Origin of the sequence: Paraburkholderia sp. UCT31 (assembly GCF_014397655.1) — a bacterium.
Classification (GTDB): Bacteria; Pseudomonadota; Gammaproteobacteria; order Burkholderiales; family Burkholderiaceae; genus Paraburkholderia; species Paraburkholderia tuberum.
On sequence record NZ_VZQP01000006.1, the window covers coordinates 167400 to 189884 of the forward strand.

At 62.3% G+C, this 22485-nt stretch carries 23 protein-coding genes and 3 pseudogenes; 11 read left to right on the top strand and 15 right to left on the bottom strand.

Going from position 1 to position 22485, the window contains the following annotated elements; genetic code table 11:
- Window positions 1-1641, bottom strand: a complete 1641-nt coding sequence (locus F6X40_RS06655; protein WP_187627217.1) for an MFS transporter — start codon at window positions 1639-1641, stop codon at window positions 1-3.
- 202 nt (window positions 1642-1843) lie between these two features.
- Here F6X40_RS06655 and F6X40_RS06660 point away from each other — a divergent pair, with 202 nt between their 5' ends.
- The gene (locus F6X40_RS06660; RefSeq protein ID WP_187627218.1) at window positions 1844-3085 is read left to right on the top strand and encodes a cystathionine gamma-synthase family protein; all 1242 of its coding nucleotides are present in this window, start codon (window positions 1844-1846) and stop codon (window positions 3083-3085) included.
- 103 nt (window positions 3086-3188) lie between these two features.
- On the opposite strand, the gene F6X40_RS06665 is transcribed toward F6X40_RS06660, so the two are convergent.
- A complete protein-coding gene (locus F6X40_RS06665; protein ID WP_184070277.1) occupies window positions 3189-3557 on the bottom strand; it encodes an NUDIX hydrolase in 369 nt (122 codons plus the stop codon).
- A gap of 242 nt (window positions 3558-3799) precedes the next feature.
- Between F6X40_RS06665 and F6X40_RS06670 the strand changes: the two genes are divergently transcribed.
- The 3 genes from F6X40_RS06670 to F6X40_RS42170 all read left to right on the top strand — a co-directional run bounded on the left by F6X40_RS06670 (window position 3800) and on the right by F6X40_RS42170 (window position 7932).
- The gene (locus F6X40_RS06670) at window positions 3800-4711 is read left to right on the top strand and encodes a CHAD domain-containing protein (RefSeq protein ID WP_187627219.1); all 912 of its coding nucleotides are present in this window, start codon (window positions 3800-3802) and stop codon (window positions 4709-4711) included.
- 471 nt (window positions 4712-5182) lie between these two features.
- Window positions 5183-6382 (top strand): hypothetical protein, encoded by a 1200-nt coding sequence (locus F6X40_RS42165; protein WP_262421388.1) that lies wholly within the window; start codon window positions 5183-5185, stop codon window positions 6380-6382.
- Window positions 6370-7932 (top strand): autotransporter outer membrane beta-barrel domain-containing protein, encoded by a 1563-nt coding sequence (locus tag F6X40_RS42170; protein ID WP_316251791.1) that lies wholly within the window; start codon window positions 6370-6372, stop codon window positions 7930-7932. The genes F6X40_RS42165 and F6X40_RS42170 overlap by 13 nt, the downstream gene beginning before the upstream one ends.
- A 285-nt stretch (window positions 7933-8217) precedes the next feature.
- Here F6X40_RS42170 and F6X40_RS06680 read toward each other — a convergent pair whose 3' ends face one another.
- Window positions 8218-8469 carry a DUF1488 domain-containing protein gene (locus tag F6X40_RS06680; protein WP_018425166.1) on the bottom strand — a complete coding sequence of 84 codons (252 nt, stop codon included), beginning with the start codon at window positions 8467-8469 and terminating at the stop codon, window positions 8218-8220.
- 69 nt (window positions 8470-8538) lie between these two features.
- A complete protein-coding gene (locus F6X40_RS06685; protein ID WP_090807765.1) occupies window positions 8539-8856 on the bottom strand; it encodes a hypothetical protein in 318 nt (105 codons plus the stop codon).
- Here F6X40_RS06685 and F6X40_RS06690 point away from each other — a divergent pair.
- A complete protein-coding gene (locus F6X40_RS06690; RefSeq protein ID WP_184070283.1) occupies window positions 8848-9093 on the top strand; it encodes a hypothetical protein in 246 nt (81 codons plus the stop codon). The genes F6X40_RS06685 and F6X40_RS06690 overlap by 9 nt on opposite strands.
- A gap of 137 nt (window positions 9094-9230) precedes the next feature.
- On the opposite strand, the gene F6X40_RS06695 is transcribed toward F6X40_RS06690, so the two are convergent.
- A complete protein-coding gene (locus F6X40_RS06695; protein ID WP_187627220.1) occupies window positions 9231-9836 on the bottom strand; it encodes a TetR/AcrR family transcriptional regulator in 606 nt (201 codons plus the stop codon).
- A 130-nt stretch (window positions 9837-9966) separates the two neighbouring features.
- Between F6X40_RS06695 and F6X40_RS06700 the strand changes: the two genes are divergently transcribed.
- Both F6X40_RS06700 and F6X40_RS06705 read left to right on the top strand, forming a co-directional pair.
- Window positions 9967-10890, top strand: coding sequence for an NAD-dependent epimerase/dehydratase family protein (locus tag F6X40_RS06700; RefSeq protein ID WP_187627221.1), 924 nt, complete (start codon window positions 9967-9969; stop codon window positions 10888-10890).
- A gap of 2 nt (window positions 10891-10892) precedes the next feature.
- On the top strand, window positions 10893-11237 hold the full coding sequence (locus tag F6X40_RS06705) for a DoxX family protein (protein WP_244145114.1): 345 nt from the start codon (window positions 10893-10895) through the stop codon (window positions 11235-11237).
- A gap of 257 nt (window positions 11238-11494) precedes the next feature.
- On the opposite strand, the pseudogene F6X40_RS06710 reads toward F6X40_RS06705, so the two are convergent.
- Window positions 11495-11629: pseudogene (locus F6X40_RS06710) on the bottom strand (alkene reductase); the annotation flags it as partial.
- A 30-nt stretch (window positions 11630-11659) separates the two neighbouring features.
- A complete protein-coding gene (locus F6X40_RS06715; RefSeq protein WP_187627222.1) occupies window positions 11660-12364 on the bottom strand; it encodes an SDR family oxidoreductase in 705 nt (234 codons plus the stop codon).
- A gap of 349 nt (window positions 12365-12713) precedes the next feature.
- On the opposite strand from F6X40_RS06715, the gene F6X40_RS06720 reads away from it, so the two are divergent.
- On the top strand, window positions 12714-13325 hold the full coding sequence (locus tag F6X40_RS06720) for a TetR/AcrR family transcriptional regulator (protein WP_187627223.1): 612 nt from the start codon (window positions 12714-12716) through the stop codon (window positions 13323-13325).
- 249 nt (window positions 13326-13574) lie between these two features.
- On the opposite strand, the gene F6X40_RS06725 is transcribed toward F6X40_RS06720, so the two are convergent.
- From F6X40_RS06725 to F6X40_RS06740, 4 genes are all read right to left on the bottom strand, one after another.
- On the bottom strand, window positions 13575-14291 hold the full coding sequence (locus F6X40_RS06725) for an O-methyltransferase (protein ID WP_187627224.1): 717 nt from the start codon (window positions 14289-14291) through the stop codon (window positions 13575-13577).
- 74 nt (window positions 14292-14365) lie between these two features.
- Window positions 14366-14662: a 4Fe-4S dicluster domain-containing protein gene (locus tag F6X40_RS06730; protein ID WP_187627225.1), complete on the bottom strand. Its 297-nt coding sequence runs from the start codon at window positions 14660-14662 to the stop codon at window positions 14366-14368.
- Between the two features lie 2 nt (window positions 14663-14664).
- Window positions 14665-14973 (bottom strand): hypothetical protein, encoded by a 309-nt coding sequence (locus tag F6X40_RS06735; protein WP_187627226.1) that lies wholly within the window; start codon window positions 14971-14973, stop codon window positions 14665-14667.
- A gap of 12 nt (window positions 14974-14985) precedes the next feature.
- Window positions 14986-15567: an RNA polymerase sigma factor gene (locus F6X40_RS06740; protein ID WP_187627227.1), complete on the bottom strand. Its 582-nt coding sequence runs from the start codon at window positions 15565-15567 to the stop codon at window positions 14986-14988.
- Window positions 15568-15872: 305 nt separating this feature from the next.
- On the opposite strand from F6X40_RS06740, the gene F6X40_RS06745 reads away from it, so the two are divergent.
- A complete protein-coding gene (locus F6X40_RS06745) occupies window positions 15873-16610 on the top strand; it encodes a transporter substrate-binding domain-containing protein (RefSeq protein ID WP_187627228.1) in 738 nt (245 codons plus the stop codon).
- A gap of 283 nt (window positions 16611-16893) precedes the next feature.
- On the opposite strand, the pseudogene F6X40_RS06750 reads toward F6X40_RS06745, so the two are convergent.
- Window positions 16894-17355 (bottom strand): annotated as a pseudogene (locus F6X40_RS06750) (TIGR03118 family protein); the annotation flags it as partial.
- A gap of 267 nt (window positions 17356-17622) precedes the next feature.
- Window positions 17623-18840 (bottom strand): FAD-dependent monooxygenase, encoded by a 1218-nt coding sequence (locus tag F6X40_RS06755; protein WP_187627229.1) that lies wholly within the window; start codon window positions 18838-18840, stop codon window positions 17623-17625.
- Between the two features lie 173 nt (window positions 18841-19013).
- Here F6X40_RS06755 and F6X40_RS06760 point away from each other — a divergent pair, with 173 nt between their 5' ends.
- Window positions 19014-19958 (top strand): LysR family transcriptional regulator, encoded by a 945-nt coding sequence (locus tag F6X40_RS06760; protein ID WP_187627230.1) that lies wholly within the window; start codon window positions 19014-19016, stop codon window positions 19956-19958.
- Window positions 19959-19994: 36 nt separating this feature from the next.
- Here the strand turns inward: F6X40_RS06760 and F6X40_RS06765 are convergent, their stop codons facing one another.
- Entirely contained in the window at window positions 19995-20612 is a 618-nt protein-coding gene (locus tag F6X40_RS06765; protein ID WP_187627231.1) for a dihydrofolate reductase family protein, read from the bottom strand.
- 420 nt (window positions 20613-21032) lie between these two features.
- On the opposite strand from F6X40_RS06765, the pseudogene F6X40_RS42175 reads away from it, so the two are divergent.
- Window positions 21033-21185: pseudogene (locus F6X40_RS42175) on the top strand (EamA/RhaT family transporter); the annotation flags it as partial.
- 196 nt (window positions 21186-21381) lie between these two features.
- On the opposite strand, the gene F6X40_RS06775 reads toward F6X40_RS42175, so the two are convergent.
- The gene (locus tag F6X40_RS06775) at window positions 21382-22449 is read right to left on the bottom strand and encodes a rhodanese-like domain-containing protein (RefSeq protein WP_090807797.1); all 1068 of its coding nucleotides are present in this window, start codon (window positions 22447-22449) and stop codon (window positions 21382-21384) included.
- Window positions 22450-22485: the final 36 nt, after the last annotated feature.

Consider the following 22485-nt stretch of genomic DNA (forward strand, 5'->3'; position numbering starts at 1 on the left):
TCACTCCGGGCGCGCCAACGCCGGCCGTTTCAGCGGCTGGATGGTGGCCATCGCAAGCCCCGCTCCGGCGAACGCACACGCGGCGCAGACGAGCGCGACGGCCCGCAGCGCGTCGGTCATCGCATCGGCTTGCGCGCGCGCCACGGATGTCTCGCGCGGCGTATGCGAGTCGCCCGCCGCCCCTCCCGCTTGCTCGACCGGCGCCAGCAATTGCCCGCTCTGGCGCGTATCTTGCGGCACATGCAGTTCGTCGAGGCGCGCCGATAGCGCCGCGTGGTGCGACCACACGAATACGATGCCGAGCACCGCAATCGCCAGCAGACCCGCCACGCGCGCAACGGCGTTATTGATGCCGGACGCCACGCCTGTGCGGTCGCTCGGCACCGCACCCATCACGGTCGTGGTAAGCGGCGCGACGGTGATCGTCATGCCGAGCCCGAGCACGACGAGCGCAGGGAAGAATTCAGCCCAATAGCTGCCGCGCACGAACGGCAGCGCCAGCAACGTGAACCCGACTCCGGCGACGCCCGGGCCAACGGTCAGCAGCGTGCGCGAACCGAAGCGGCTAGTCAGACCGCCAGTGAAGCGCGATAGCAAACCGATGATGAAAGGCACCGGCAACAGCGCCGCCCCCGCTTCGGTCGCGGTGTAGCCATGCGCGCGGATCAACGTGAACGGCAGGAAGAAGAACGTGCCGCCAAGGCCGAAGTAAAGCAGCAGTGTGACGAGGTTGGCGCCGGCGAAGTCGCGCGAGCGAAACAGGTCGAGCGGCATCATCGGGTTGGGGCTGCGCGCCTCAATGGTCACGAATGCGGCGAGCATCAGCACGCCGGCGCCAATCGCACAGAATACGAGCGGATGCGCGAAGCCACGCGCCGATGCTTCGGTCAGGCCGAACGTCAGCGCGGCGAGGCCCGTGGCCGCGCTCAGTGCGCCGGGCCAGTCGAGCTGTCCAGGCGCATCGGCCCCGTGGCTGTTGGGCACCGCCGATATGGCGAGCGCGATCGTCAGCGCCGCGAGCGGGACGTTCAGGAAGAAGATCGCGCGCCACGACCATGCGTCGACGAGCCAGCCGCCCGCCACCGGCCCCACGGCCGACGTGATCGCGCCAACGCCCGCCCAGGTGCCGATTGCCCGTCCGCGCGCTGCGTCGTCGAACACCGCGCCGATGATCGCGAGACTGCTGGGTACGAGCAGTGACGCGCCGATGCCTTGAACCGCGCGCGCGGCGACCAGCGCAAACGTATTCGGTGCCAACCCGCAAGCGACCGACGCCAGCGTGAAAAGCGCGACGCCCGCGATGAACACCGTGCGCCGGCCGAGCTTGTCGCCCATCGATCCGCCGACCAGCACGAGGGAGCCGAGAAACAGCAGATACGCGTTGACGACCCACTGCATCGCCGCGACGCTCGCGCCGAGTTCGCTCTGAATGGCCGGCAGCGCGACGTTGACGACGGAGCCATCGATGAACGCCATGCTCGAACCACCGATCGTCGCGCCCAGCGCGAGGCGCTTGCGCTGGCATGGGCGGCCGGTCGTGATGGGCTGCGTGCGGATGACGAGCTCGTCGCACGGGCTCGCCTGCGCGGCGATGATGTGCGCCGTCTTCGGTTTGCTAGCAGGATGATCAGGGTCGGCCACGTTCGCTCCCGTGCTGGTCGATGAAGACTTAGAGCCTGTTCGTGCCACCAAGGCTAGTCAACCCCGCAGCGCAACATCGCGGAGCGGGTTTTGCCCATTCGGGGTGTCCCGCGCCGCCGGACGGGACGCCAAGGACTTCGCCGGCGAGCGGTTACAGGCGATAATCGGTTGGCAGCAATCGATCTAAAAAAGCGGAGAAGGAATGGACAAGCAAGGTTTCACCACTGGCATCGTTCACGGCGACAGAATTGCGGGCACCGAGCACGGTGCCTTGCGTCAGCCAGTTCATACGTCCGTGCAATATGGTTTCGAGCGCGTCGAGGACCTGATCGGCGTGTTCCAGGGCACGAAGAAAGGCGGCTTCAATTACGCACGGCAGGGCACGCCCACCACGGCCGCGCTCGAGCGCAAGATCACCAGCCTCGAAGAAGGCGTCGGCACCATCTGCTTCAGCACAGGCATGGCCGGCATCACCGCGACGTTCCTCACGCTGCTGCGCGCGGGCGATCATCTCGTGTCGAGCCGTTACGTGTTCGGCAACACCAACAGTCTGTTCGGCACGTTGCGGGGGCTCGGCATCGAAGTCACGACCGTCGACGCGTGCAACGTCGACGACGTGAAGAACGCAATCCGGCCGAATACGCGCATGGTGTTCGTCGAAACCATCGCGAATCCGGGCACGCAGATTCCCGACCTGCAAGGTATCGGTGACGTGTGCCGTGAGCGCGGCATCGTGTACTTCGTCGATAACACGATTACCTCGCCCGCATTGTTCAAGCCAAAGGCGGTCGGCGCGAGCCTCGTCATCAACTCGCTGACGAAGACTATCGCGGGTCATGGCGCGGCCCTCGGCGGCGCGGTGACGGATACCGGTCTGTTCGACTGGAGCGCGTATCCGAACATCGCCGACGACTATCGGCGTTCGGCGGCGAAGGATCAGGGGCTGCTGCAGATCCGCAAGAAAGGCCTGCGAGACATGGGCGCGGCATTGTCGTCCGAGCAGGCGCACTCGATCTCGATGGGCGCGGAAACGCTCGCCTTGCGCGTGAAGCAAAGCAGCGACAATGCGCTCGCGCTCGCGAAGTTTCTCGAAGGGCACGAAGCGATCGGCAACGTGTTCTATCCTGGCCTGAAGAGCCATCCGCAATACGAGATCGCACAGACGCTGTTCAAGGGCGCGTCGTGGCTGTTGTCGTTCGAATTACTCAACGTGGATCGCATGGTCGAAGTCGTCAACGCGCTCAAGCTGCCGGTCAAGGCGACCGGTCTCGGCGACACGCGCACGCTGATCATTCCCGTCGCACCGACGATCTTTTTCGAAGCCGGGCCGGAAACGCGCAAGGCGATGGGCATTTCCGACGGCATGCTGCGGCTGTCCGCGGGCATCGAGGATATCGACGACCTGATTGCGGATTTCGCACAGGCGCTCAAGTTCGCGGTGTAGTTTTTCGGGCTTTCGAAATTCTGAGCGAGGCTGGTGCGCCGGCCTCGCTTGTCTAGTTCCTGGCAGTGCAATCGGACGCCGGGGTATCAGTTGAAGGTCTGGGCTACTTCCTGCGCCGCTGATACATGAGCTTCACGATATCGGTCGTCGGCCCGCTGGTCATGAGGCGACGGATCTCGTCCATGTGAACCCAGCGACACCTGGCTATTTCGTTACTCGGGCGAGCTTTGGCCCGATTCGGGATCTCGCAGGAAAACACGTGATGGTGCTTCTGCTTGCCACGGAAGTCGAAGAGATGCTTGGCCGACTTGCCGGATAGTTGAGTTTCTTCCTTGAGTTCCCGAAGTGCGGCGTCCGTGCGATGTTCTCCTCGTTTGAGGATCCCGCCCGGTAAAGCCCACTTTGCTTGACTACGTGCGACCAGAAGGATTCGCTTACCTCTGCGACAGATCACGGTGGCGCGTTTTTTCAAACCGAACTCCCACTTATGCCCCAGATGCTCTCAAGACGCGCACCACACGGCGGCGTATCGGGCGTTGCCAGACATAGTTGAGCATCCTAATACAGAACAGCAGAAGCCGGTAATGTTTCGAAGCGAGGACAGCGGACGCGCGGCAGCTTAAAGCATGTCATCACCGCGTCACAATCTCAGCGCTCGAGGGTCGCTATGGTAAGGTCTCGGCAAATGAATTTTCTATTCGACTCGAGGCTGCAATGAATATGGATGGTGACTGGTCCTTGCCACGGCCAAACACTCTCTTCAAAGTCAACCGCCGGACGGCCGGTTCATCACTTTCAAAAACGAGTTCCATCGCTAGTACCTTCTCGTCGCTGGCGGCGCCAGTGGTGGCCGAAGCCGTGCAAAGGGCAAGAGAGCTATCCACGCAGACCGATGCAGAAGGGTTTCATCAGCTTCGCGTCGCTTTCAGAAAGCTTCGGGCTTTGTACTGGGCGTACTCTCCATACCTCGGAGAGGAATCGACCGCGCAAGCCACCGAAGAATTCAAGCGTCTTGCGGCCGTGGCAGGCCGAACCCGTGACTGGGACATAGCAGGCGATCTGCTGAGAGCCGCCAAGGAGTCCGGCGCCTCGATCGAACTGCTGGTGGCCGCGGCGCGCGAGAAGCGCGCGCAGGCGGTGGTGCATAGCCGGACGATGATCAAAAGCGACGATGTCGAGGCGTTTCTGAACGATGTCCTGCTTCGCGCGCAAACCACACTGCTGTCGCGTTGCGACAATCTACCCATTCAGGCGTTCGCCGAGAAGCGTGTCCGTCTAGCACGGCGTGCACTTCAAAAGCGAAGCAGACGCGCTGCACGCAGCGAGGACACCCACGAGGAGGATCTTCACGACGTTCGAAAGGCAGGCAAAAAACTGAGGTACCTGCTGGAGTTTTTTCAACCCGTTATCAAAGGCGGACACGGTCGCACCATCAAGGAATTGACATCCGTGCAGAACAAGCTGGGGCAGTTCAACGACATTGCCGCAAGCGAGGCGCTGATTCGCAGCGCGTCATTCAATGAGGTTCCGCCCGAGGTCGTGCGGGAATCGCTGCAATGGTTGGGAAAGCAGAAGTCCCAACGGATGCGGGCGGCATCGCGGCGGGTCCGAGGCATCTCTAACTGAGGCGGGCGCGATCTGACTGAGTGGATGCCGAAGTATCACCGGGTTGTTGCGCGGTTGGTAAACGGCTGCGCTCGGCCGCGAGGAGCCGCTCACCGGAAGCATCGCCGGGACAGTCAAACGTCAGTGGCAATCTGGAAAGCGGAGATCCAATCGGGACACGACGATATGCTTAGGCGCTTTTCTCGGGTGGCGAGCCGTTGGTAACTCGCATGACAGGACCGCAATCGAAGCCTTCCCGGCTAATTCTTGACAATTCAATCTGCCTACCTACTCTTAGCAGAACTTGGCAACAACTCAATCGCGTGCGCATAACCAGTAAGGCAACGACTGTTCGGGGAGATGCTTTCCAAAGTCAACGTCGATGGGTCGGTCTCCCGAAGTCAAGCTCGCTTGACTTGGCAGACTTTCACCGGCAAGTAACGGAGGGTCATCGTGACGGCAAGAGCGATTCATCGCGCATCGTTAAGCACGTTGGCCGGCGGCGCGCGCGGTCGATTGACGATTCCGCTGACGACGCGGCACCAGCGACTCAACCCTTTTTGCATCCTCCATGCCATATGGCTCATGGGCCTGTCACCCGTGCCGGCATTGGCGCAGCAGACGGTGACTGAGCGGCCCAATCTCTCCGGGAGCGAAACGATCGACACCCCCGCCAACAACGTCCTGTTCGTTGGCACCGATAACACGAGCACCAGCTTCTCCGGCACGATCAACAATGCTGGCGTTGCGAGCGATCCAACGTCGCAACAAGGCCAGTTCGTCAAAACGGGGGGCGGAACACTGACGATCGACGGCGCAAGGATCCGGGGGGGCTCCGCATTCGTGATTGGCGGTGGACTGGCGGCGACGAGCAGCGACGCCGCCATCGACTATCTTTCGCTGGGCCTGGGCAATGCCCCAACTCTTCCCGGATCGACGTCGTCTGGCACGTTGAACGTGAGCGGCGGCACGCTAACGTTCAACTCCGCGCTCCAGGTCGGCGACTTCGGCGGCACGGGCACGGTTACGCAGACCGCGGGCAACGTCGTCTTCGGTATGCCGGGCACGCCGGTGTCGCTGAACATCGGCAACCAGGGCGGTACGGGCACCTACAACCTGGCGGGCGGAACGGTCACATTCGGCAACAGCACCACCGACTTCATGACGCTCGGCCGCAATACGCAAGGCAACCCGAGCAGCGGCACGCTCAATCTGAGCGGCGGCACCTTCAACGTGGCTAATGGGACGCTGTTCATCGGCTCGAACGTCGCGTCCTCGGGTAGCCAGGGCACCGGTACGATCAACCAGACCGGCGGTACCCTTGCAATCGGCAGCGCGTCGAGACTGTTCCTCGCGGCGGCCGGCAACGGCACGTATAACCTGTCGGGCGGCACACTGCAGATTGGCGGAAGTTCGCTGTTCGGCGACTTCAACAATCTGGGTGGCACCTATGCATTCAATCTCGGTGGAGGAACGATACAGGTGGTGGGTTCGGCGCTGAGCGCAGGCGTCAACGCAACGCTGGTCGGAGGCACGACGTCGACCATCGACACCAACGGCATGGGTGCGACTTGGTCCGGCGTGCTCTCCGGAAGCGGGGCACTGGCCAAGGCCGGCAACGGCGTGCTCACGTTATCCGGCCAGACACCTTTACTGGTCCGACCAACGTTCGCAATGGCGTGCTCAATCTGACCGGCTCGTTGCAGTCGCCGGTCAATGTGGAGGCGAACGGAACCCTGGGCGGTACAGGAACGGACTTGAACACCGTCACCAATGCCGGAACTGTTGAGCCGGGCTTCGGGCTCCCGGCAGGGCAATTCGGTGCAATGACTGTCAAAAATTTCGTGGGTGCCGGCGGCACGCTCGCGCTGCGCACCTTCCTCGGTCTGGATGGCTCGCCGTCGGACAGACTCATCATCAACGGCGGCAGCGCCGACCCTTCAGCCGTACGTATCACGAACGCGGGCGGCTCCGGTGGGTTGACGACGGGGAACGGCATTCTCGTCGTCGAGACAACCAACGGTGGCACCACGGCGTCGGACGCCTTTGCGCTCGTCGGCGAGGCGCGCGGTGGCGCCGAAGACTATCGTTTGTTTCGCGGTGGCCTCAACAGCAGCAATCCCGAGGACTGGTTTCTGCGCTCGTCGTTCGTCGTGCCGCCCCCACCGGGGGGAGGCGAAGAGGAACCGGAAACTGGACCTGGCACCGAGCCCCCACCGGATCCGCTGCCGCCAGGCGTCTACCCGATCATCGGGCCGGAACTGGCCACCTATGGCGTAGTTCAACCGGTCGCCCGGCAGATGGGTGTCGAGATGCTCGGGACGCTCCATGAGCGCATCGGCGACACGCTCACGACGGAGAGCGGCGGCGCTGGCGGCTCGGGCTGGGCAAGCTCCGCCTGGGGACGCGTGTTCGGCGGCCAGATCGACAACCGCTACGAGGCTTACGCCGATCCGCGCGTGAGCGGCGGAGTCGGAGGCGTGCAGACCGGTCTCGACCTATGGCGTGGAAGCGTCTGGCCCGGTCATCGCGACGCTGCCGGCGTCTACTTTGCATACGGCTACGGCAGTGCAGATGTCGATGGCCTGGTCACCAACGCAGCGGCAACCGGATACACGCTGGAGCACACCGGCTCAATGCATCTGAATGCATATACAGGCGGAGGCTACTGGACGGACTACGGCCCCAGCGGCTGGTATGTCGATGCGGTTGTGCAGGGTACGCACTACGACGGCGCCGCGACCACTCAGTTTGCGAATCTGCCGGTCCGGGGTACGGGCTTCGCGACATCACTCGAGGGGGGCTATCCGATCCCCCTTCCGCTCGGCCCGGGTTTCGAGCTGGAGCCGCAGGCGCAGATCATCTGGCAGCACGTGTCGTTCTCCGACGCGAACGATGGTCTGGGTGAAGTCTCCCTCGGCTCCACTTCGGGCGCGAGTGGCCGCCTCGGCGTGCGCGGGAAGTGGACCATCGAAGGCAGCCAGGGAGCGGTGTGGCAGCCGTATGTGCGTGCCAACCTGTGGCGGGATTTCAATGCCCAGGCCACCACGACCTTCGCCAATGACCGGGTGCCGCTGAATGTGCAGGCCACGCGACTGGAGCTCGCCGGCGGTGTCACCGCCAGGCTCAAGGAGCGGCTGAACCTTTACGGACAGTTCGGCTACCAGTTCGCCGTGAGTGGAGACAGCAATGTCCGCCGTAGTGGCGTCGCGGGCGATCTCGGCGTGCGCTATCAATGGTAGGGCCTCCAGACGTGCAAGGTGTCCTGCATCCCGACCTTCCAGGTCGTGGATGCACAAATGTAGGCAGGCAAAGGAGACTTATAACTGCCTTGCCAGTCCTGATATCAAGAGTCGACTTCGGTCGAGAAGTCGTCAGCGATCGCCCCGGCGACTGGCCGAAGTGCATCAAAAACAGCCTCAGGATGCGGAAGCCGTCGACCGGCAGCAGCGGATCGAGCCTGTATGAAAACGCGTTGATCGCCTGAACTGGATCAACTCATTCAGCATGGGTGACCGCATGAAGCTTTAGTGCAGCGTGTAGAGAGTCTGCGGCCCCTCGGCATAGAGGGTCATGGCGACCTTCAGGATCTCATTGCGATTCCGGTCGAAGGAGGCCAGCACCTCGGCTTCGTCAGTACCGAGGGCGGAGTCGAAATGCTTCAGTACGCGGTCTTCCACAAAGAAGGTAATCTCGCGTGCTTTGTCGTATCCCCAGAACCACACGCCATGCCTGATCCCATCATAGCTGCGGCTGGGGTTGGAAAAACTGAGTGCCATGTGTCGTCCTTCGTTCTACGCCTCAGATGGACCGGGTTGCACGCTCACTACCTGCGCGGAGCGCTCCCGCTAGTGCGGATCGCCTTTCATGCTTTCGGCTTCCATCGCGGCATGCAATTCCTCATACGCCTCGATTGGTTCCATGTCCTGATCGACGAACGCGGCTGCGCGCTCAGCGGCGCTCGACGCGTCGCCCGGGATATCGCTCTCGCTGTCGTCTTCGGTACTTGGCGGCAGCAGCATGTCCTCAAGCATCCCGCGCAGCTCGGGAGTATTCCATGGCTTGCCCAGCTTGGCCTTTCTGTTCAGGTAATGACGAATTTCCGAGTCTTGCTCGGCCGTGAGCGGAAGCCCACGAAAAGTGGGGTCCGAGTGGTGATGGATCATGATGCGCCTCCCGAAGCGGTTTGCGCCTTCAATGTGGAGATATCAATTTACTGCGGTGAACGTTACAAGTTGCATGTGATCGCTGTGCCGCGTGTCCGCGGCCAACCGATTTACGTCTTCTTCTTGGCGACAGCTTCGTTCGCAACCCGCGAACGAACCGTGCTGAACGGCTTCGCCGGCACTGACGGCTTCGCGGGTTGCTTGGGCTTTTTCGCTTCGCGAGTGCTGCGTAATTGACTCTTGGCCATGGTGTTGCTCCTGATGCGTTGCGTGACAAGGTGGTATTCCCAGCATACGCGCTTAGTCTGGTTGCGGCGTCAAAATGAACTAATGTGGAGTGTCGCTACGCGGAAAACTGACAGGGTTGGCCCATTTTAGCGAAGTGCAGCCGCCACGGCCTCGTCAATCTGCAGCGCAAAGCGCGCTTCAACATCGGGCACCGTGTAGCCAATTGACAGTTCCAGATACGCGTCGCCTAGCACCAACTGAACGAATGTCGCTGCCCGCAATACAGCAGTCGATTCGTCAAATCGCTTTCGCAGAATTGTTGCCGCGAAGGCACGCACGACCTTTGCGCCATTTTCGTAAAACACCTGACCGAGTTCCGGAAGACGCTCGGCCTCAGCGACGATGGCCCGGTAAAGCCGCAGGTAATCCGGCACGATAAGGCTTCGTGCCAGCAACCACCCCAACTCGTGCAACTCGGCTTCGGGTGATCCATCGGATTGCTCGTCCTGATCCCCGGCAAGAAGTCCACCCACCTGAGCGCACATCGAGCTCACCAGACCAACGAAGAGTGCCTCCTTCGACTTGAAGTGGCGGTAGACCGTCTGTTTGCCGACGCCAGCGGCCGCGGCGACATCGTCCATTGTTGCCAGGCCGAAACCTTGGCTTAAAAAAACGGTTCTCGCGCCTTCGAGGATGGCGGACCGCTTACGGCGTTGCAGCGGGCTCAGGTCGGGGAGAGAGGGAGTGTTCATCCCAGATAAATAACAGATCGCCGAGTAGTTGACAAGACTGGTCAGTCTCGTTTAGATTCGTCAAAACGAGACCGGCAAGTCTCGTTCGTGTGACTTATCAACTTCGCAGGCAATCATCGAGGAGAACGCTATGGAACTGTTCATGACAGGTGGTACTGGCTACATCGGGCAAGCGGTCGCGCGCAAGGCAATCAGCCGCGGCCATCAGGTGACGGCGCTGGTGCGCCAGGACAGGTCGGCTGCTGCCAGCGCGCTAGCAGATCTCGGCGTGAAACTGCATTCCGGCGACCTGCGTGAGCCACAGTCTTTCGCTGCGACCGCCGGGGCCGCCGAGGGCGTGGTGCACATGGCGTCGACCAATGATGCTTCCGCCGGTGCCGTTGATGAGGCTGCGGCTGTAGCGATGCTTTCGCATTTGCAGCCGGGCGCGGCGTTTGTCTATACGTCGGGCACCTGGGTCTACGGCAATACGGAGGGGGAGCCCGCGACCGAAGCTTCGGCGCTGAACCCGACACCACTCATCGCCTGGCGGCCCGCAGTGGAGCAACATGTGCGGGCGCTAGCGGCGAGCCGCTCGATTGCCGCAGTGATTCTCAGGCCGGCGATGGTGCACGGCTACGGCGGTGGCGTCTTCGGCATGCTTGCCGGGATGGTCCGTCAGACCGGCAGTGTGAGGGTCGTCGGCGATGGTCGCGATCACTGGCCTGCCGTTCATGTCGACGATCTCGCCACGGCTTACCTGAGCGCGGTGGAGCAGGCGGCGAGCGGGGACGGTCGGGTCACGGGACAGATCTTCAACGTGGTCGCGGAAGATGCCGTTGCCGTTGCCGAAATGGGTGAAGCGATTCGGGCCTCGGTCGGCGCCGATCGCGTCGAACTCTGGTCGCTCGACGATGCTCGCAAATCGCTTGGACTGTTCGCTGACGCACTGGCGCTCGACCAGACAGTAAGCGGCCAGCATGCCCGCCGAGTTCTTGCGTGGGAGCCCCATGGCCCCGGCCTGATTGCGGACCTCTCTGCACAAAAACACTTTCAGCAAATCAACGGAGCATGACGATGGCATGGAACAGTGCGTCTTTAGAATCGATCCTCGCGACGATCGTAGCGGTTCTGTTCGCGGTTGCTGGGGTGGTCAATCTCGCAAGACCCGGCGCGGTGAAGCGCGACTTCGCACGCTGGGGTTATCCGGCATGGTTTCAGTGGCTCTGTGGCGCTCTCGAGTTGTTGAGTGCGGCACTTCTTGCTGGACGACAAACCAGAGTCTTAGGCCTAACGCTGGCCGGTGCGATCATGATCGGTGCGCTCTTCACGTTGCTACGAAATCGGGAACCGTTCCGGCATCTCGCCCCGGCGCTGATCTTCTCGGCTCTCATTGTGGTTACTGCGGCGGTCCGCGGTTGAGGCTTCCTTGCCACCAGGCGAGTGAGCCCGGGACGCTAACAGGCCGTGCGGGCAATCCGTGCTGCAGGTACTTGAAATACGCATACGGATAGCTGCATTGGAGCAACTCCAGTTTGATCACGTGCGTCATGCGTCCGCTTTTTGTAGCGATGGCTGGGCGCTCCGGGTCGCCTGCCGCAGATCGCCGCTTTACGTGCTACGGGAAACGGTCCCTCATGCATGGGGCAGCGCGCGGCCACTACCGGCCATTCGTGGCGCATATCCCCGGCGTGGAAGATGGGATCGGAGACTCGCCCGACGTGCCAGAGCTGGGAGACGATCAGACCGTCGGCTGCGTGAACCGCAGAGGTCACCTCCTTCCAGCCCGCGACCTGCTTTTCCGTCCAGATGCCCGCGCGCGACGAGCGGGCGCTCCAGCGCCTTCAGTGCGGCGCCGGAGCGTCGAGATAGACGCCTGCCGACAACCCGGCCTTCACCTGCCGCGTGAACTCGTCGGTGGACACTTCCTCCGCCCCTGCCTCGATCGCGTCGTATGCCTGACGCACGACGTCGGCCGGCGTCGCCTTCGGCACTTCCAGCCCGCGCGTCAGATCCGTATCGATAAAACCGGCATGCAGCCCGACCACCTGCGTGTGCTGCTCGCGCAGCGAGTGACGCAGGCCGTTGGTCACCGCCCACGCGGCCGACTTCGACACGCCATAAGCCGCGAGGATCGGCCGGTTTATCCAGCTCGCAACAGACAGTACGTTCAGGATCGCGCCGCCGCCGTTGCCGGCAAGGTTGTCCGCGAACGCCTGCGACATCGACAGCATCCCGAACACGTTGGTGTCGAAGTGATCGCGTAACGCGTCGAGCGCGCCGTCGTCCGTCAGACTGCCGAGCCGCGCGATGCCCGCGTTGTTGATCAGAAGCGTGACGTCGCCCGCCGCGTCGGCGGCAGCGGCCACGGCCGCCGGATCGGTCACGTCAAGCTTCACGGGCACGACGCCCGGCAGCATTACGCTGGCCGGATCGCGCGCGCCCGCATAGACCTTGCGCGCTCCTCTTTCGAGCGCCTGCTTCGCGAACTCGAGGCCAAGCCCGCGGTTCGCACCCGTCACGAAAACAACAGCACCTTCGATCTTCATATCTCATCCTTTCGCATGATGAATCGCATGTGCGCCGGTTCGCAGCGCGCGTGAAACCCGGAGAAAACAAACCTGCCCTTGCGTACCGAACCGTTGCGCCGCCGAACGGCGCCAACGTCGGTCGCCCGCCGCCCGCCGCCCGCCGGCATCAAAGAACCGCGATGAACCTGGACTGCCATCCGTGCCACGCCGGCGTTGCTTCGCGTTGTGCGCGAAAGTCGGCTACACTCGTGACAATGTCGGTCACCATCGTCTTACGGCGCATTGTGTCGACGTAATTACGGCATGTCAATGATGATCGACATTGTGTTTTTCAATCGACGCGATCGCTTGTATAAGGGAGAAATCGATGGGGGTGTCACGACAGCAGGCCGCCGAGAACCGCAGCGCGATTGTCGCGGCCGCCGAGCGGCTTTTCCGGGTACGCGGAGTCGATGCCGTGGGGCTGACGGAGTTGATGAAGGAAGCCGGTTTTAGCCAGGGCGGCTTCTACAACCACTTCAAGTCGAAGGATGCGCTGGTCACCGCGGTCATGGAAAAGGCGATGCAAGACTACGCGGATTCGCCAAACGGCGGCAGCCTGGGGAAGCAGGCGGCACGCTACCTGTCCGCCTCGCACCGCGACAACGTCGAAGCAGGGTGCCCGCTGTCCGGCTTCGCTGGCGACGCTCCGCGGATGACCGACGCGGCGCGTGCGTCCTACGCGCGCGGCCTCGCCGCGTATCTCGACCGGCTTGCAGCCATGATCGCCACGGAAGGCGCGACGACGGAACAAACCCGCCGCGATGCGATTGCAGCGTTCAGTCAGATGGTCGGGGCGCTCGTGCTGTCGCGTGCGATCGCAGGCGCCGATCCGGCCTTCGCCGACGAAATCCTCGACGCGGGGCGGCGCACGCTCGTCGACGTGCTCGACGACCCGGTCACGCCGAACAACGGGCGCCGCAGCAGGTCGGATGGCTGATACGCGGCCTGCGGCCCCGGGGGCCCTGCGTGGGAATGCGTAGGTCGGCGGGGGCAGCACGACTTGCGCGCAGTCTGTCCACAGGCGCAGCGCAGGCCATTCCGCCATCGTGCTGTCCGGACTTAACGAGGAGTTGCTATGACATTTGGCGCATCCGCCCCGGATGGTCGACAAGACATCGCATCGCCGAACCTTCCAGCTTGAATGGCACATGAACCGGATTCTGGACGGCGTCCACTCTTCGTCAGCCTATGACACGACGACTGTAAATTCGACCCCTGATTCAAAGTCCAGCGTCGTGGTCGAAAAGCGCGGATCGCCGTCGAGGTAGTGCTTGTATGGCCGAACGGCGTCCTCGGCGGTGTACATGTTGTCGGCGAGAACGATGGATCCCGGGCGTAGCAGGCGCTCAATCTGCTTGAACAGATTCAGATAGGTGTTGGCCCATACGTCGATAAACACCATGTCGAAAGTGCCGTCCAGTTCGGAAACGGTCTGGAAGACGTCGCCCTCCCGCAGGTCAACATAAGCATCTACGCCCGCCGTCCTGACGTGAGCCCGAAGATGTGCGCACTTAACAGCATCGAGTTCAGTCGCGACAACCGTCCCACTGCCTAACGTGCGAAGGGCCTCGGCGAAATACAGCGTGGACACGCCGCAGGAACTGCCGAGCTCGAGGATTCGAGCCGGCTTGTGCGAAAGCACCATGTTGCGTAAGAACCGTCCCGTTTCCGCTGACACGGCTAACGATAGAGGAGTGCCTTGCGAGGATTCGAAATCTTCGCTCGATAGCCCGAGCGTTTCGAGAAACCGTCCACGGAGTCGAGGTACGAGCGTTTCGTATTCCTCCGCGAGAGTCAGAAACTCCTCGCTCGATCCCTGAAATTGCGCCTGTGCGCGGGCTATCACTTCTGTCTGGCTCTGTTCGTGAAGCTGTCGCAGAAGATCCGTGGTTGATGAAGCCATGTGCGCTCCTTGAGGAGATCGATAATACTGACCACTGCGCCAGGCGGCCTGCGCTGCTCTTAAAACGCGTAACGCTATGCCGTTCTGGCGAGCTTGATCGCGCGTTCAGGGCACGCCGTCACACAAAGACCGCACGACCGGCAGGCGTACGCGTTCGGTGTGTAGGCGACTTTCATTCCATGCACGCGTAGCTTGAGGCGGTGCATCAAATCGAGGCTGAGATAATCGACCTCATCGATGCGCCGGATCTCAAACACATTCTCAGGGCAGACCTCCAGGCAATCGCCCTTGCCTTCGCAACGTTTCAGGTCGACGACTGGCGCAATCACGCCCGGCTTCTGTTTGCAGTCGCCCGTTGATGTCTCGCGCATGGTCAATCTCCCGCGCGCCGGTCGCGGCCCGATCGCCATGCCGTCTGGAAATGCTCCCGTTCTTCGGGCGTCATCGCTTCCCATTTGCGCCAGTGACGCCGTTCGCGCCAGCCGCCGTGTCCGCGGAATCCGCCAAACAGGATGCGGCTCAAAACCAGCAAGCCCAACGCATGCGCGAAGTCGATCGCACGGGCGCCAACGAATAGCGCCGGAATCACCCAATTCCATAGCGTCATGACCACCCATCCGAGCACGGCTATGGCGGCCACCACCAGCAGCGCTTTGCCCACACATCTGATTCGAAACTTCATCCCGCGACTCCTCTATATATCCAGTTCGTCATAAATGGCCTGCAGTCGGGCGCGCAGATGCAAGACCGCGTAGCGTTTGCGCGCGAGCAGCGTATTGAGCGTGACACCGCTTTCCGCCGCCATGTCTTTGAAGGACCGCCCCTCCAGCTCGTGCGCGATAAATACTTCACGTTGATTCGGCGGCAACTCGTCGAGCGCATCCTGCAAGGCCTTGAGCAATACAGCGCGAGCGTAAAGCGCTTCGGGGCCTGCATCGTGCGCCGGCAGGGCGAGGTCGAGGCGATACTCACCGCTGGCGTCGTCCTCGGCCTCAGACAGATCGGTCAGCGGTTGCTCCTTCTTCTTGCGAAAACGATCGATGATGCGATTGCGCGCCGCACGAAATAGCCACGCGCTCGCCTGTTCGATCGGAGCGGGAAGCCGGTAAGCCTGCACGAATTCGTGGAACACATCCTGCAGGATGTCCTCGGCATCATCCGGGTCGCGTATTCGACGCCGGATAAAATTGACGAGCCTCGTGCGCTCACGCACCACGGTCGCGGTGATGTCGCTGTCTCGGTCGGTCATCGGGTGCGAGGTGGGTGGCGGTTCCATGCGCCTGAAGACGTTTCAGGCGCGCGAATATTGTGGTGAGCGCGAAAAATCTTTCCTTGAGCAACTGCCGGTTCGCTTGAGGCAGTGCGTGACAGGGTTGTGACCATTGATTGACCGGAAGACGTGGGTGCGTTTCCGTAGCGATGCCGCGCAATCCAACCAACGTCCATAAGACCGACACCCGATCCAGGCATAACCGCGTTCGTTTCAGAGAGAGCCGCCGCAACGACAACCGCGCATGTAAGTAGAATCGTCAACATTCGGCCCGGCATTTGATGGCCGTTCCCAATTGGCGAGACACAGCGATGAAGGTAACGATTGCGTACATCGAAGAACCCCCGTTCGGTTGGACGGAAGCAGATGGTACCGCCACGGGCGCTGACATCGATCTGGCCGACGCGGTTCTTCGAGGGATCGGCGTAGCCCGGATCGAGCATCATCTGACGTCGTTTAGTGAACTTCTGCCCGGCGTTGAAGCAGGCAGGTGGGATATGAACGTTCCGCTGTTCGTCACACGCGAACGCACCAATATGGTCGCGTTCAGCGTCCCGGTATGGGGGATCGCAGACGGTTTTCTGGTTCGGACTGGAAACCCGAAAGCGCTCGACAGCTACGTGTCGCTTGCCAAACGCGCTGATGCGCGCCTTGGCATCATAGCCGGACAGGTGCAGCACGACTCAGCGAAAGCGTCTGGCGTAAGCGAGGACCAAATAGTCGTCTTCGAGCATCAGGCCGACGCTGTCGAAGCGGTTCTCTCTGGCGCCGTCGATGCGTATGCGAGCACGGCCTTGGGGAATCGGAACATTGCGAACCGGATCGGAGGCTCAATGCTCGAGGCTATCGAGCACGAACCGGGAACGAAGGGCAAGCAGCAGAAGCCTCCGCTCGGGGCATTCTCGTTCAATAGAAGTAACAGCGATCTGATCCAGGCGGTAAACACAGCCCTTCGTTCATATCTGGGCTCGCCAGATCATCGTGCTCGCATGGCGGAATTCGGCCTGACGAACAACGAGATCGATCCCGCTCTCGCGGGTCGAGTATAAGACGGGCGTCGGCCAAGTGCTGCACCGAACCGCAAAATGCTACGATTGCCCGCTGCAGAATGTGCAAACCGTGCGAGGGGCATTTGCAGTTCTGCAGATATTGCGGACATGCCGGCGTCAGAATCAGATGTGAGTCAGGGCAGCCAGGACCTGACATCGCTGGTGCTCAACCACGCGTGGATGTGATGATCATCACACGCACTGCTCAAGCACACATCGTCTCGCATAAGCAATACCGCCGTTCTCGCATCGAGAGCGGCGCTTCTCAATTGCGCGCTTAGCGCTACATTCCAATGCTCATCCCGCCGCCCGCGCTTGTGCCGGTGTTCGTACCCGTGTTCGTGCCCGTGTTCGTACCTGAGCTCGACGCCGTATTCAGATCGATTCTTCCGTAGACGCCATCGGCTTCGTCATTCGGCCCCGCCGCGAAGAAGAGCGTGCTGGAAGGCTGATTGCTGAGATCGTTGCCGAACGCGATGCCCCACACGCCCTGCTCGACGATCGGACTGCCGTTCGGTCCACTGATCTGTCCCATCGACTGACCGCTCGACGCGTTGAAGGCATTGATCATGCCATCGCCGAAATTGCCGATCAGAATTGCGCCGCTCATCGAGCCGAAGTTACCGGGCGCTTGCGCAATGCCCCACGGCGCGTTCAACGGACCGCCTGTCGCGAAGCGTTGCTTCAGGTTGCCCGCGGTATCGTACACATCGACCATGCCGAGCCCCGCGCCAACGAGTCTGTCGAAGCGTCGCTGGAAACTGCTTGCGAGAAATAATATCGTTCCCCACGCGACAAATGGCTCCCAGAACGCGTAGACGATTGCCAGCGGACGACCGCGCAATTCAGGAAGGTATGCGCCAAGAAAGTAGAGGAGCGGCAATATAGGTAACGTGATCAGGTTGACGCGCCACTCGGTCAATGGGTTGCATGTGACGCGTAGTGGCTGGAGAGAGGCGCCTGGCATGAGCATGCGGCCCACCGCCTCCCTATTGAAGCCTCATGGAGAGGCTCAAAGCCACGTGCCGCCTTGTCGCGCGCTCGGCTCTTGCGCAAGCGCATCGAAATCGTGAATCCAGTCGAGGTGATGCAGCATGCTGTCGCGCGCCCCTAGCCGCGCGTTGCGTTCCTGCGCGGCGGGGCCGTCCGGCAGATGCAACACGTCCGCGGTGCTGATCGACGCGTACTGCACCTTGCGCGTGCGGCCCCGGCGCAGACGCTCGTAGGCTTCCTGCGCTTCCCGCCACTTACCCGGGCCCGCCTTGGCGAGTTGCGCGGCCAGCACCACGGCATCCTCGATCGACTGGTTGGCGCCCTGGCCGTGATGCGGCACGAGCGCATGCGCGGCATCGCCGATCAGCGTTACGCGGCCCTTGCTCCAGCGGCCGAGCGGCGGACGGTGAAACAGGCCCCAGCGCTGACTGATCGGCACGGCCGTGATCATCTGAACGACCGCCGGATGCCAGTCCTTGAACAGGCGCAACTGCTCGCCTTCGGTCGACGGCATGACCCAGTCGCGCGACGGCCACGGCGACGGATGACGCTCGACCAGCAGGAAGTTCCGATCGCCCTTGTCGCCGATCGGATAATGCAGCAGATGGCCGCCGGGCCCGACCCAGAACTGGATCGTCTCCGGATCGGGCAACAGGTCCATGCGCTCGGCCGGCACGATGCCACGAAAGCCCGAGCAACCGGAATACAGCACGTCGTCGTAGCCGAGCATCCAGCGTCGCGTAATCGAGCGTGCGCCGTCGGCGCCGATCACGAGATCGGCATCGATGCGCCGACCGTTGTCGAACGCGAGACTCACGCGATCGGGATGCTGCACGAGATCGACCAGGCGATGGCTGAGCTCGATGTACTCGAGACCAACTGCCTTCGACAGCACCGCCTGCAGATCGGCGCGATGAACGCCCCAGTACGAGCCACCGAACTGCTCGCGATAGCTGGGCATGCCGCGATGATGTCCAATGACGCTGCCGCTGCGGCCATCACGATAAATGAGCCCGGGTACTTCGGCGCACACGTTTTCGAACGCGGAGCGTAGCCCCATGCGCTCGTAAAAGCGCGTCGCGTTGGCCGACAGTGCGACGGCCGCGCCCACTTCGCGCAACTCATCGGTCTGCTCGTAGAGTTGCGCATCGATGCCATGTTCGCGTAGTGCGAGCGCCAGCGTAAGGCCGCCGATGCCGGCGCCGACGATCGCGATGCTCAGATCCATCCGGTTCATGATTGTGTCTCCGATATGCGGGTTTATCGATTCGGGCCACTCTGGAACGCGCGCCCGGCGCGTCGCATGCGGATACCGTGTTGGTATTTTCAGCACTAGACGATCATTACTCAATAAGATGAAATGAATCTACTTCATCACTGAAATGAATGACCTTAGGTCATGCCGAGACCATGGAACTGAGCGATCTCGATCTCAACCTGCTGCTGCTGTTCCAGCGGCTGATGCAGGAGCGGCGCGTGGCGAGCGTCGCCGAGCAAATGAACATGAGCCAGCCGGGCGTCAGCAATGCCCTCGCGAAGCTGCGCCGCCTGCTCGGTGATCCGCTGTTCGTGCGGGCGCCGGGTGGCGTGGTGCCTACCCCGTTCGCGCTGCGTCTCGCGGAACCGGTCTCGCAGGCGCTCGCCACCTTGCACGCCGCGCTCAATCCGGTGACGGGCTTCGATCCGCTGCGCGAGATCCGTACGATGACGATCGGTATGACCGACATCGGCGAAGTCGTGTTTTTGCCCGCATTGCTGGAACGATTGTCGCGCATCGCGCCAGGCATCGCGATGAATACGGTGCGCAATACGAGCGTCAATCTGAGCAACGAAATGGCCGACGGCCGGGTCGACCTGGCGATCGGTCTGTTGCCGCAGTTGAAGGGTGGTTTCTATCAGCGGCGTCTGTTCGATCAGCGCTACGTCTGTCTGTTCAGGCGCACTCACCCACTCGAGGACGCGCCGCTCACGCTTTCCGCGTGGCGCGAAGCTGAGCATCTGGTGGTGGTGTCGGCCGGCACCGGCCACGGTCAAGTGGACGAGTGGCTGAAACGGCGCGGCGTGCGGCGTCAGGTGCGACTGACGGTGCCGCACTTCATGAGCGTCGGCTACATCCTGCAACGTACCGACCTGATCGCCACGGTGCCCGAGCGCCTCGCTCTGGAGTTGGCCACGCCCTTCTCGCTCAGCCTGCGCGCGCTGCCGATGACGCTGCCCGCCGCGCCGATCCATTTGTTGTGGCACGAGCGCGTCCATCAGGATGAAGGCAATCGCTGGCTGCGCGAGGTCGTGATCGACCTGTTCGCCGATACCGTGGCGCGTGGCAGGCGAGCGCGGGACGTGAGGAAGAAATAGGCCTTCGTTTGTAAGCGTCGATCGGAAGCTTCGAGCTTACTCGAACGTTCCGGTTCGGACTTCGCCGTTGCGGGTGTAGCGCGTGATCAGCACGCCGCCGGGGGTGCTCGTCGCGTGTGCCAGCGTGAAGGCGGACGCTTGCGCGTCGTTGCCGAACAGGCGTTTGCCGTGCCCGAGCATGACGGGATAAATCAGGAGTTGGAGTTCATCCACGAGGCCCGCCGCCAGCAGTTGGCGCACCATGTCGCCGCTGCCGAACGTCAATAGATCGGCACCGTCCTGAAGTTTCAGCGCGCGTATCGCGTCGGCAAGGTCTCCGTTCAGCGCATGACTGTTGTGCCAACCGAGCGCATCGGATCGATGCGTGGCCACGTGCTTGCGGACCTGATTGAACTGGTCGGCCATGTCGCGGTTGCGTGAATCGGCCGGTACATATGGCCAATAAGACGCGAATATGTCGTACGTGCAACGCCCTGGCAGCAACTCGAACGGCTGCGCGAGCAGATGATGCACACTTGCGCCGACCGCTTCGTCGGCGTAAGGGACGATCCAGCCACCCAAACGAAAATCACCACTGGCATCCTCCTCGGGCGCGCCGGGGGATTGAGCGACGCCATCCAGGCTGAGGAACATGGAAACGATGTGCTTGCGCATGATGTGCTCCTGGGCGATGAACCTGATCGGTTCCATCTATACGACGAACGAGTCGCGTGCGGATCGACAATCGACGTCCGCACCGGGTGAAGCCGCGCGAGCGAGCATCGCGCGGTCGGCGCACAATGACTGGACCCACGGGTGCCTGCGCCGCAGGTGTGAAGGTGCGCACCACTCGCCAGCGCATGGTCGGAAGATCGCCCGACACAGTGATGCGGACATAGCAGCCGGCGTAACGTCCGGTCGCCCGTGGCATTTCGTTCGATGGCCGATGGGTCTCAGCGGCCGTATTTGGCGTGCCCGTGCGACGCGTGGCAAGACGCGAAGCAGCCGCATCCGCCTGCGTTTCATTAACCCCGTTGCGCTTCACCCTTGAAACCGCCCGGAAAGCACATTTCGCAGAGCATGGACGTCATGGTCATGACGGGTTATCAACTCGGGTTTGGCGGCGCCGTTCTGCTTGCGGCGGGCTACGCGACCGGTGGTTCGCTGCACGCGTTCACGCTGGGATCGATGGCATTGCTGGCCTATCTCGCTTTGCTGTCCGCAGTGGCCTTCACCTTGTGGAGTCTTCTGCTGAAATATAACGACGTTGGCAAAGTTACCGTTTTCAATTTCCTGGTGCTCGTATGCGGGGGATCTGGCTGGTCACGCGGCCGGCGCAACGGAGCGCTGGCTATTCGAAGGCTGGCGCGGCTTTGGGGCAAGGTCGAGGCTGTCGCCAAGGCCAAGGCTGAGCTTGTGGGGGTTCCGAAGCGCCGATTCCCCCTCAAACACTATCCGACGCAACCGGCAACCCCTCCGTCCTCCACCGCAGCATCCCACCGGCAAGATTCGCCACCTTGCCAAACCCCGCCTTCGTCAGCAACACGCTTGCCTGCGCCGAGCGCACGCCGGACCGGCACACCGCGACCACCGGCCGCTCGCGCTCCAGTTCATCGAGCCGCCCTGTCAATTGCGACAGCGGCACCAGCTTCGCGCCCGGCAGATGACCCAAACGATCGATGAACTCGGGCGCCTCGCGCACATCGACGATCTGAAACGCGGCGCCATGCTCGAGAAGCGCCATCGGCTCGATTTCCCACACGCCGCTAAAGCGCAGCGTCAACGGTGCCCAATCCGGCGTTTCGGTCGCAACTTCGGCGCCGCCTTCCGGTTGCCCGCAACGCATGTTTGCGGGCACCGCGACCGCCATCTGCTTCGGATGCGGCAAATTCAGGTTGTTCATGTAACCGGCGAAATCGCCGACGTCGACGTCGCCGCCCAGACGCGGATTGAAGCGCCGCTCCTCGGTCACGCTCGTCACCGTGATGCCGCGATAATCGTGCGCGGGATAGAGGAGGCAGTCGTCCGGCAGTGACAGGATCTGCTCGCGCACGGACGCGAACAACTGCTGCGGACTGCCCTGCTGGAAATCGGTGCGGCCACAGCCGCGAATCAGCAGGCTGTCGCCGGTAAAGGCCATGCTCAGATCGTCGAGCACGTAGGTCAGGCAGCCGTTCGTATGGCCAGGCGTCGCGCGCACGGTCAGATGACGCGTGCCGAAGTCGATCCGATCGCCATGCGCGAGCGCTCGCGTGACGCCTTTCGCCTCGACGACCCCGGCAAGCCCGATCTCGCTGCCGCAACGCAAACGCATGCGCCATGCGCCGGTTACGTGATCAGCGTGCACGTGGGTATCGAGCGTCGTGAGCAGCCATAGGCCCAGCTCGCGCAGCAGCGCCTGATCGCGCGGCACCTGCTCGTAGACGGGATCGATGAGCACCGCCTCGCCGCTGTCGCCGAGTAAGTACGTGTAGGTCGACGAAGCAGGATCGAACAGCTGACGAAAAATCATCTGTATCCCTTAGGAAGGTCGGCGAGGCGGCCGCAC

What these genes read in the sequence shown, in the direction of transcription:
- F6X40_RS06660 (WP_187627218.1), top strand. Translation starts at nt 1,844, where the DNA reads ATGGACAAGCAAGGTTTCACCACTGGCATCGTTCACGGCGACAGAATT.
- F6X40_RS06670 (WP_187627219.1), top strand. Translation starts at nt 3,800, where the DNA reads ATGAATATGGATGGTGACTGGTCCTTGCCACGGCCAAACACTCTCTTC.
- F6X40_RS06680 (WP_018425166.1), bottom strand. Translation starts at nt 8,469, where the DNA reads ATGGCACTCAGTTTTTCCAACCCCAGCCGCAGCTATGATGGGATCAGG.
- F6X40_RS06690 (WP_184070283.1), top strand. Translation starts at nt 8,848, where the DNA reads ATGGATCATGATGCGCCTCCCGAAGCGGTTTGCGCCTTCAATGTGGAG.
- F6X40_RS06685 (WP_090807765.1), bottom strand. Translation starts at nt 8,856, where the DNA reads ATGATCCATCACCACTCGGACCCCACTTTTCGTGGGCTTCCGCTCACG.
- F6X40_RS06695 (WP_187627220.1), bottom strand. Translation starts at nt 9,836, where the DNA reads ATGAACACTCCCTCTCTCCCCGACCTGAGCCCGCTGCAACGCCGTAAG.
- F6X40_RS06700 (WP_187627221.1), top strand. Translation starts at nt 9,967, where the DNA reads ATGGAACTGTTCATGACAGGTGGTACTGGCTACATCGGGCAAGCGGTC.
- F6X40_RS06705 (WP_244145114.1), top strand. Translation starts at nt 10,893, where the DNA reads ATGGCATGGAACAGTGCGTCTTTAGAATCGATCCTCGCGACGATCGTA.
- F6X40_RS06715 (WP_187627222.1), bottom strand. Translation starts at nt 12,364, where the DNA reads ATGAAGATCGAAGGTGCTGTTGTTTTCGTGACGGGTGCGAACCGCGGG.
- F6X40_RS06720 (WP_187627223.1), top strand. Translation starts at nt 12,714, where the DNA reads ATGGGGGTGTCACGACAGCAGGCCGCCGAGAACCGCAGCGCGATTGTC.
- F6X40_RS06725 (WP_187627224.1), bottom strand. Translation starts at nt 14,291, where the DNA reads ATGGCTTCATCAACCACGGATCTTCTGCGACAGCTTCACGAACAGAGC.
- F6X40_RS06730 (WP_187627225.1), bottom strand. Translation starts at nt 14,662, where the DNA reads ATGCGCGAGACATCAACGGGCGACTGCAAACAGAAGCCGGGCGTGATT.
- F6X40_RS06735 (WP_187627226.1), bottom strand. Translation starts at nt 14,973, where the DNA reads ATGAAGTTTCGAATCAGATGTGTGGGCAAAGCGCTGCTGGTGGTGGCC.
- F6X40_RS06740 (WP_187627227.1), bottom strand. Translation starts at nt 15,567, where the DNA reads ATGGAACCGCCACCCACCTCGCACCCGATGACCGACCGAGACAGCGAC.
- F6X40_RS06745 (WP_187627228.1), top strand. Translation starts at nt 15,873, where the DNA reads ATGAAGGTAACGATTGCGTACATCGAAGAACCCCCGTTCGGTTGGACG.
- F6X40_RS06755 (WP_187627229.1), bottom strand. Translation starts at nt 18,840, where the DNA reads ATGAACCGGATGGATCTGAGCATCGCGATCGTCGGCGCCGGCATCGGC.
- F6X40_RS06760 (WP_187627230.1), top strand. Translation starts at nt 19,014, where the DNA reads ATGGAACTGAGCGATCTCGATCTCAACCTGCTGCTGCTGTTCCAGCGG.
- F6X40_RS06765 (WP_187627231.1), bottom strand. Translation starts at nt 20,612, where the DNA reads ATGCGCAAGCACATCGTTTCCATGTTCCTCAGCCTGGATGGCGTCGCT.
- F6X40_RS06775 (WP_090807797.1), bottom strand. Translation starts at nt 22,449, where the DNA reads ATGATTTTTCGTCAGCTGTTCGATCCTGCTTCGTCGACCTACACGTAC.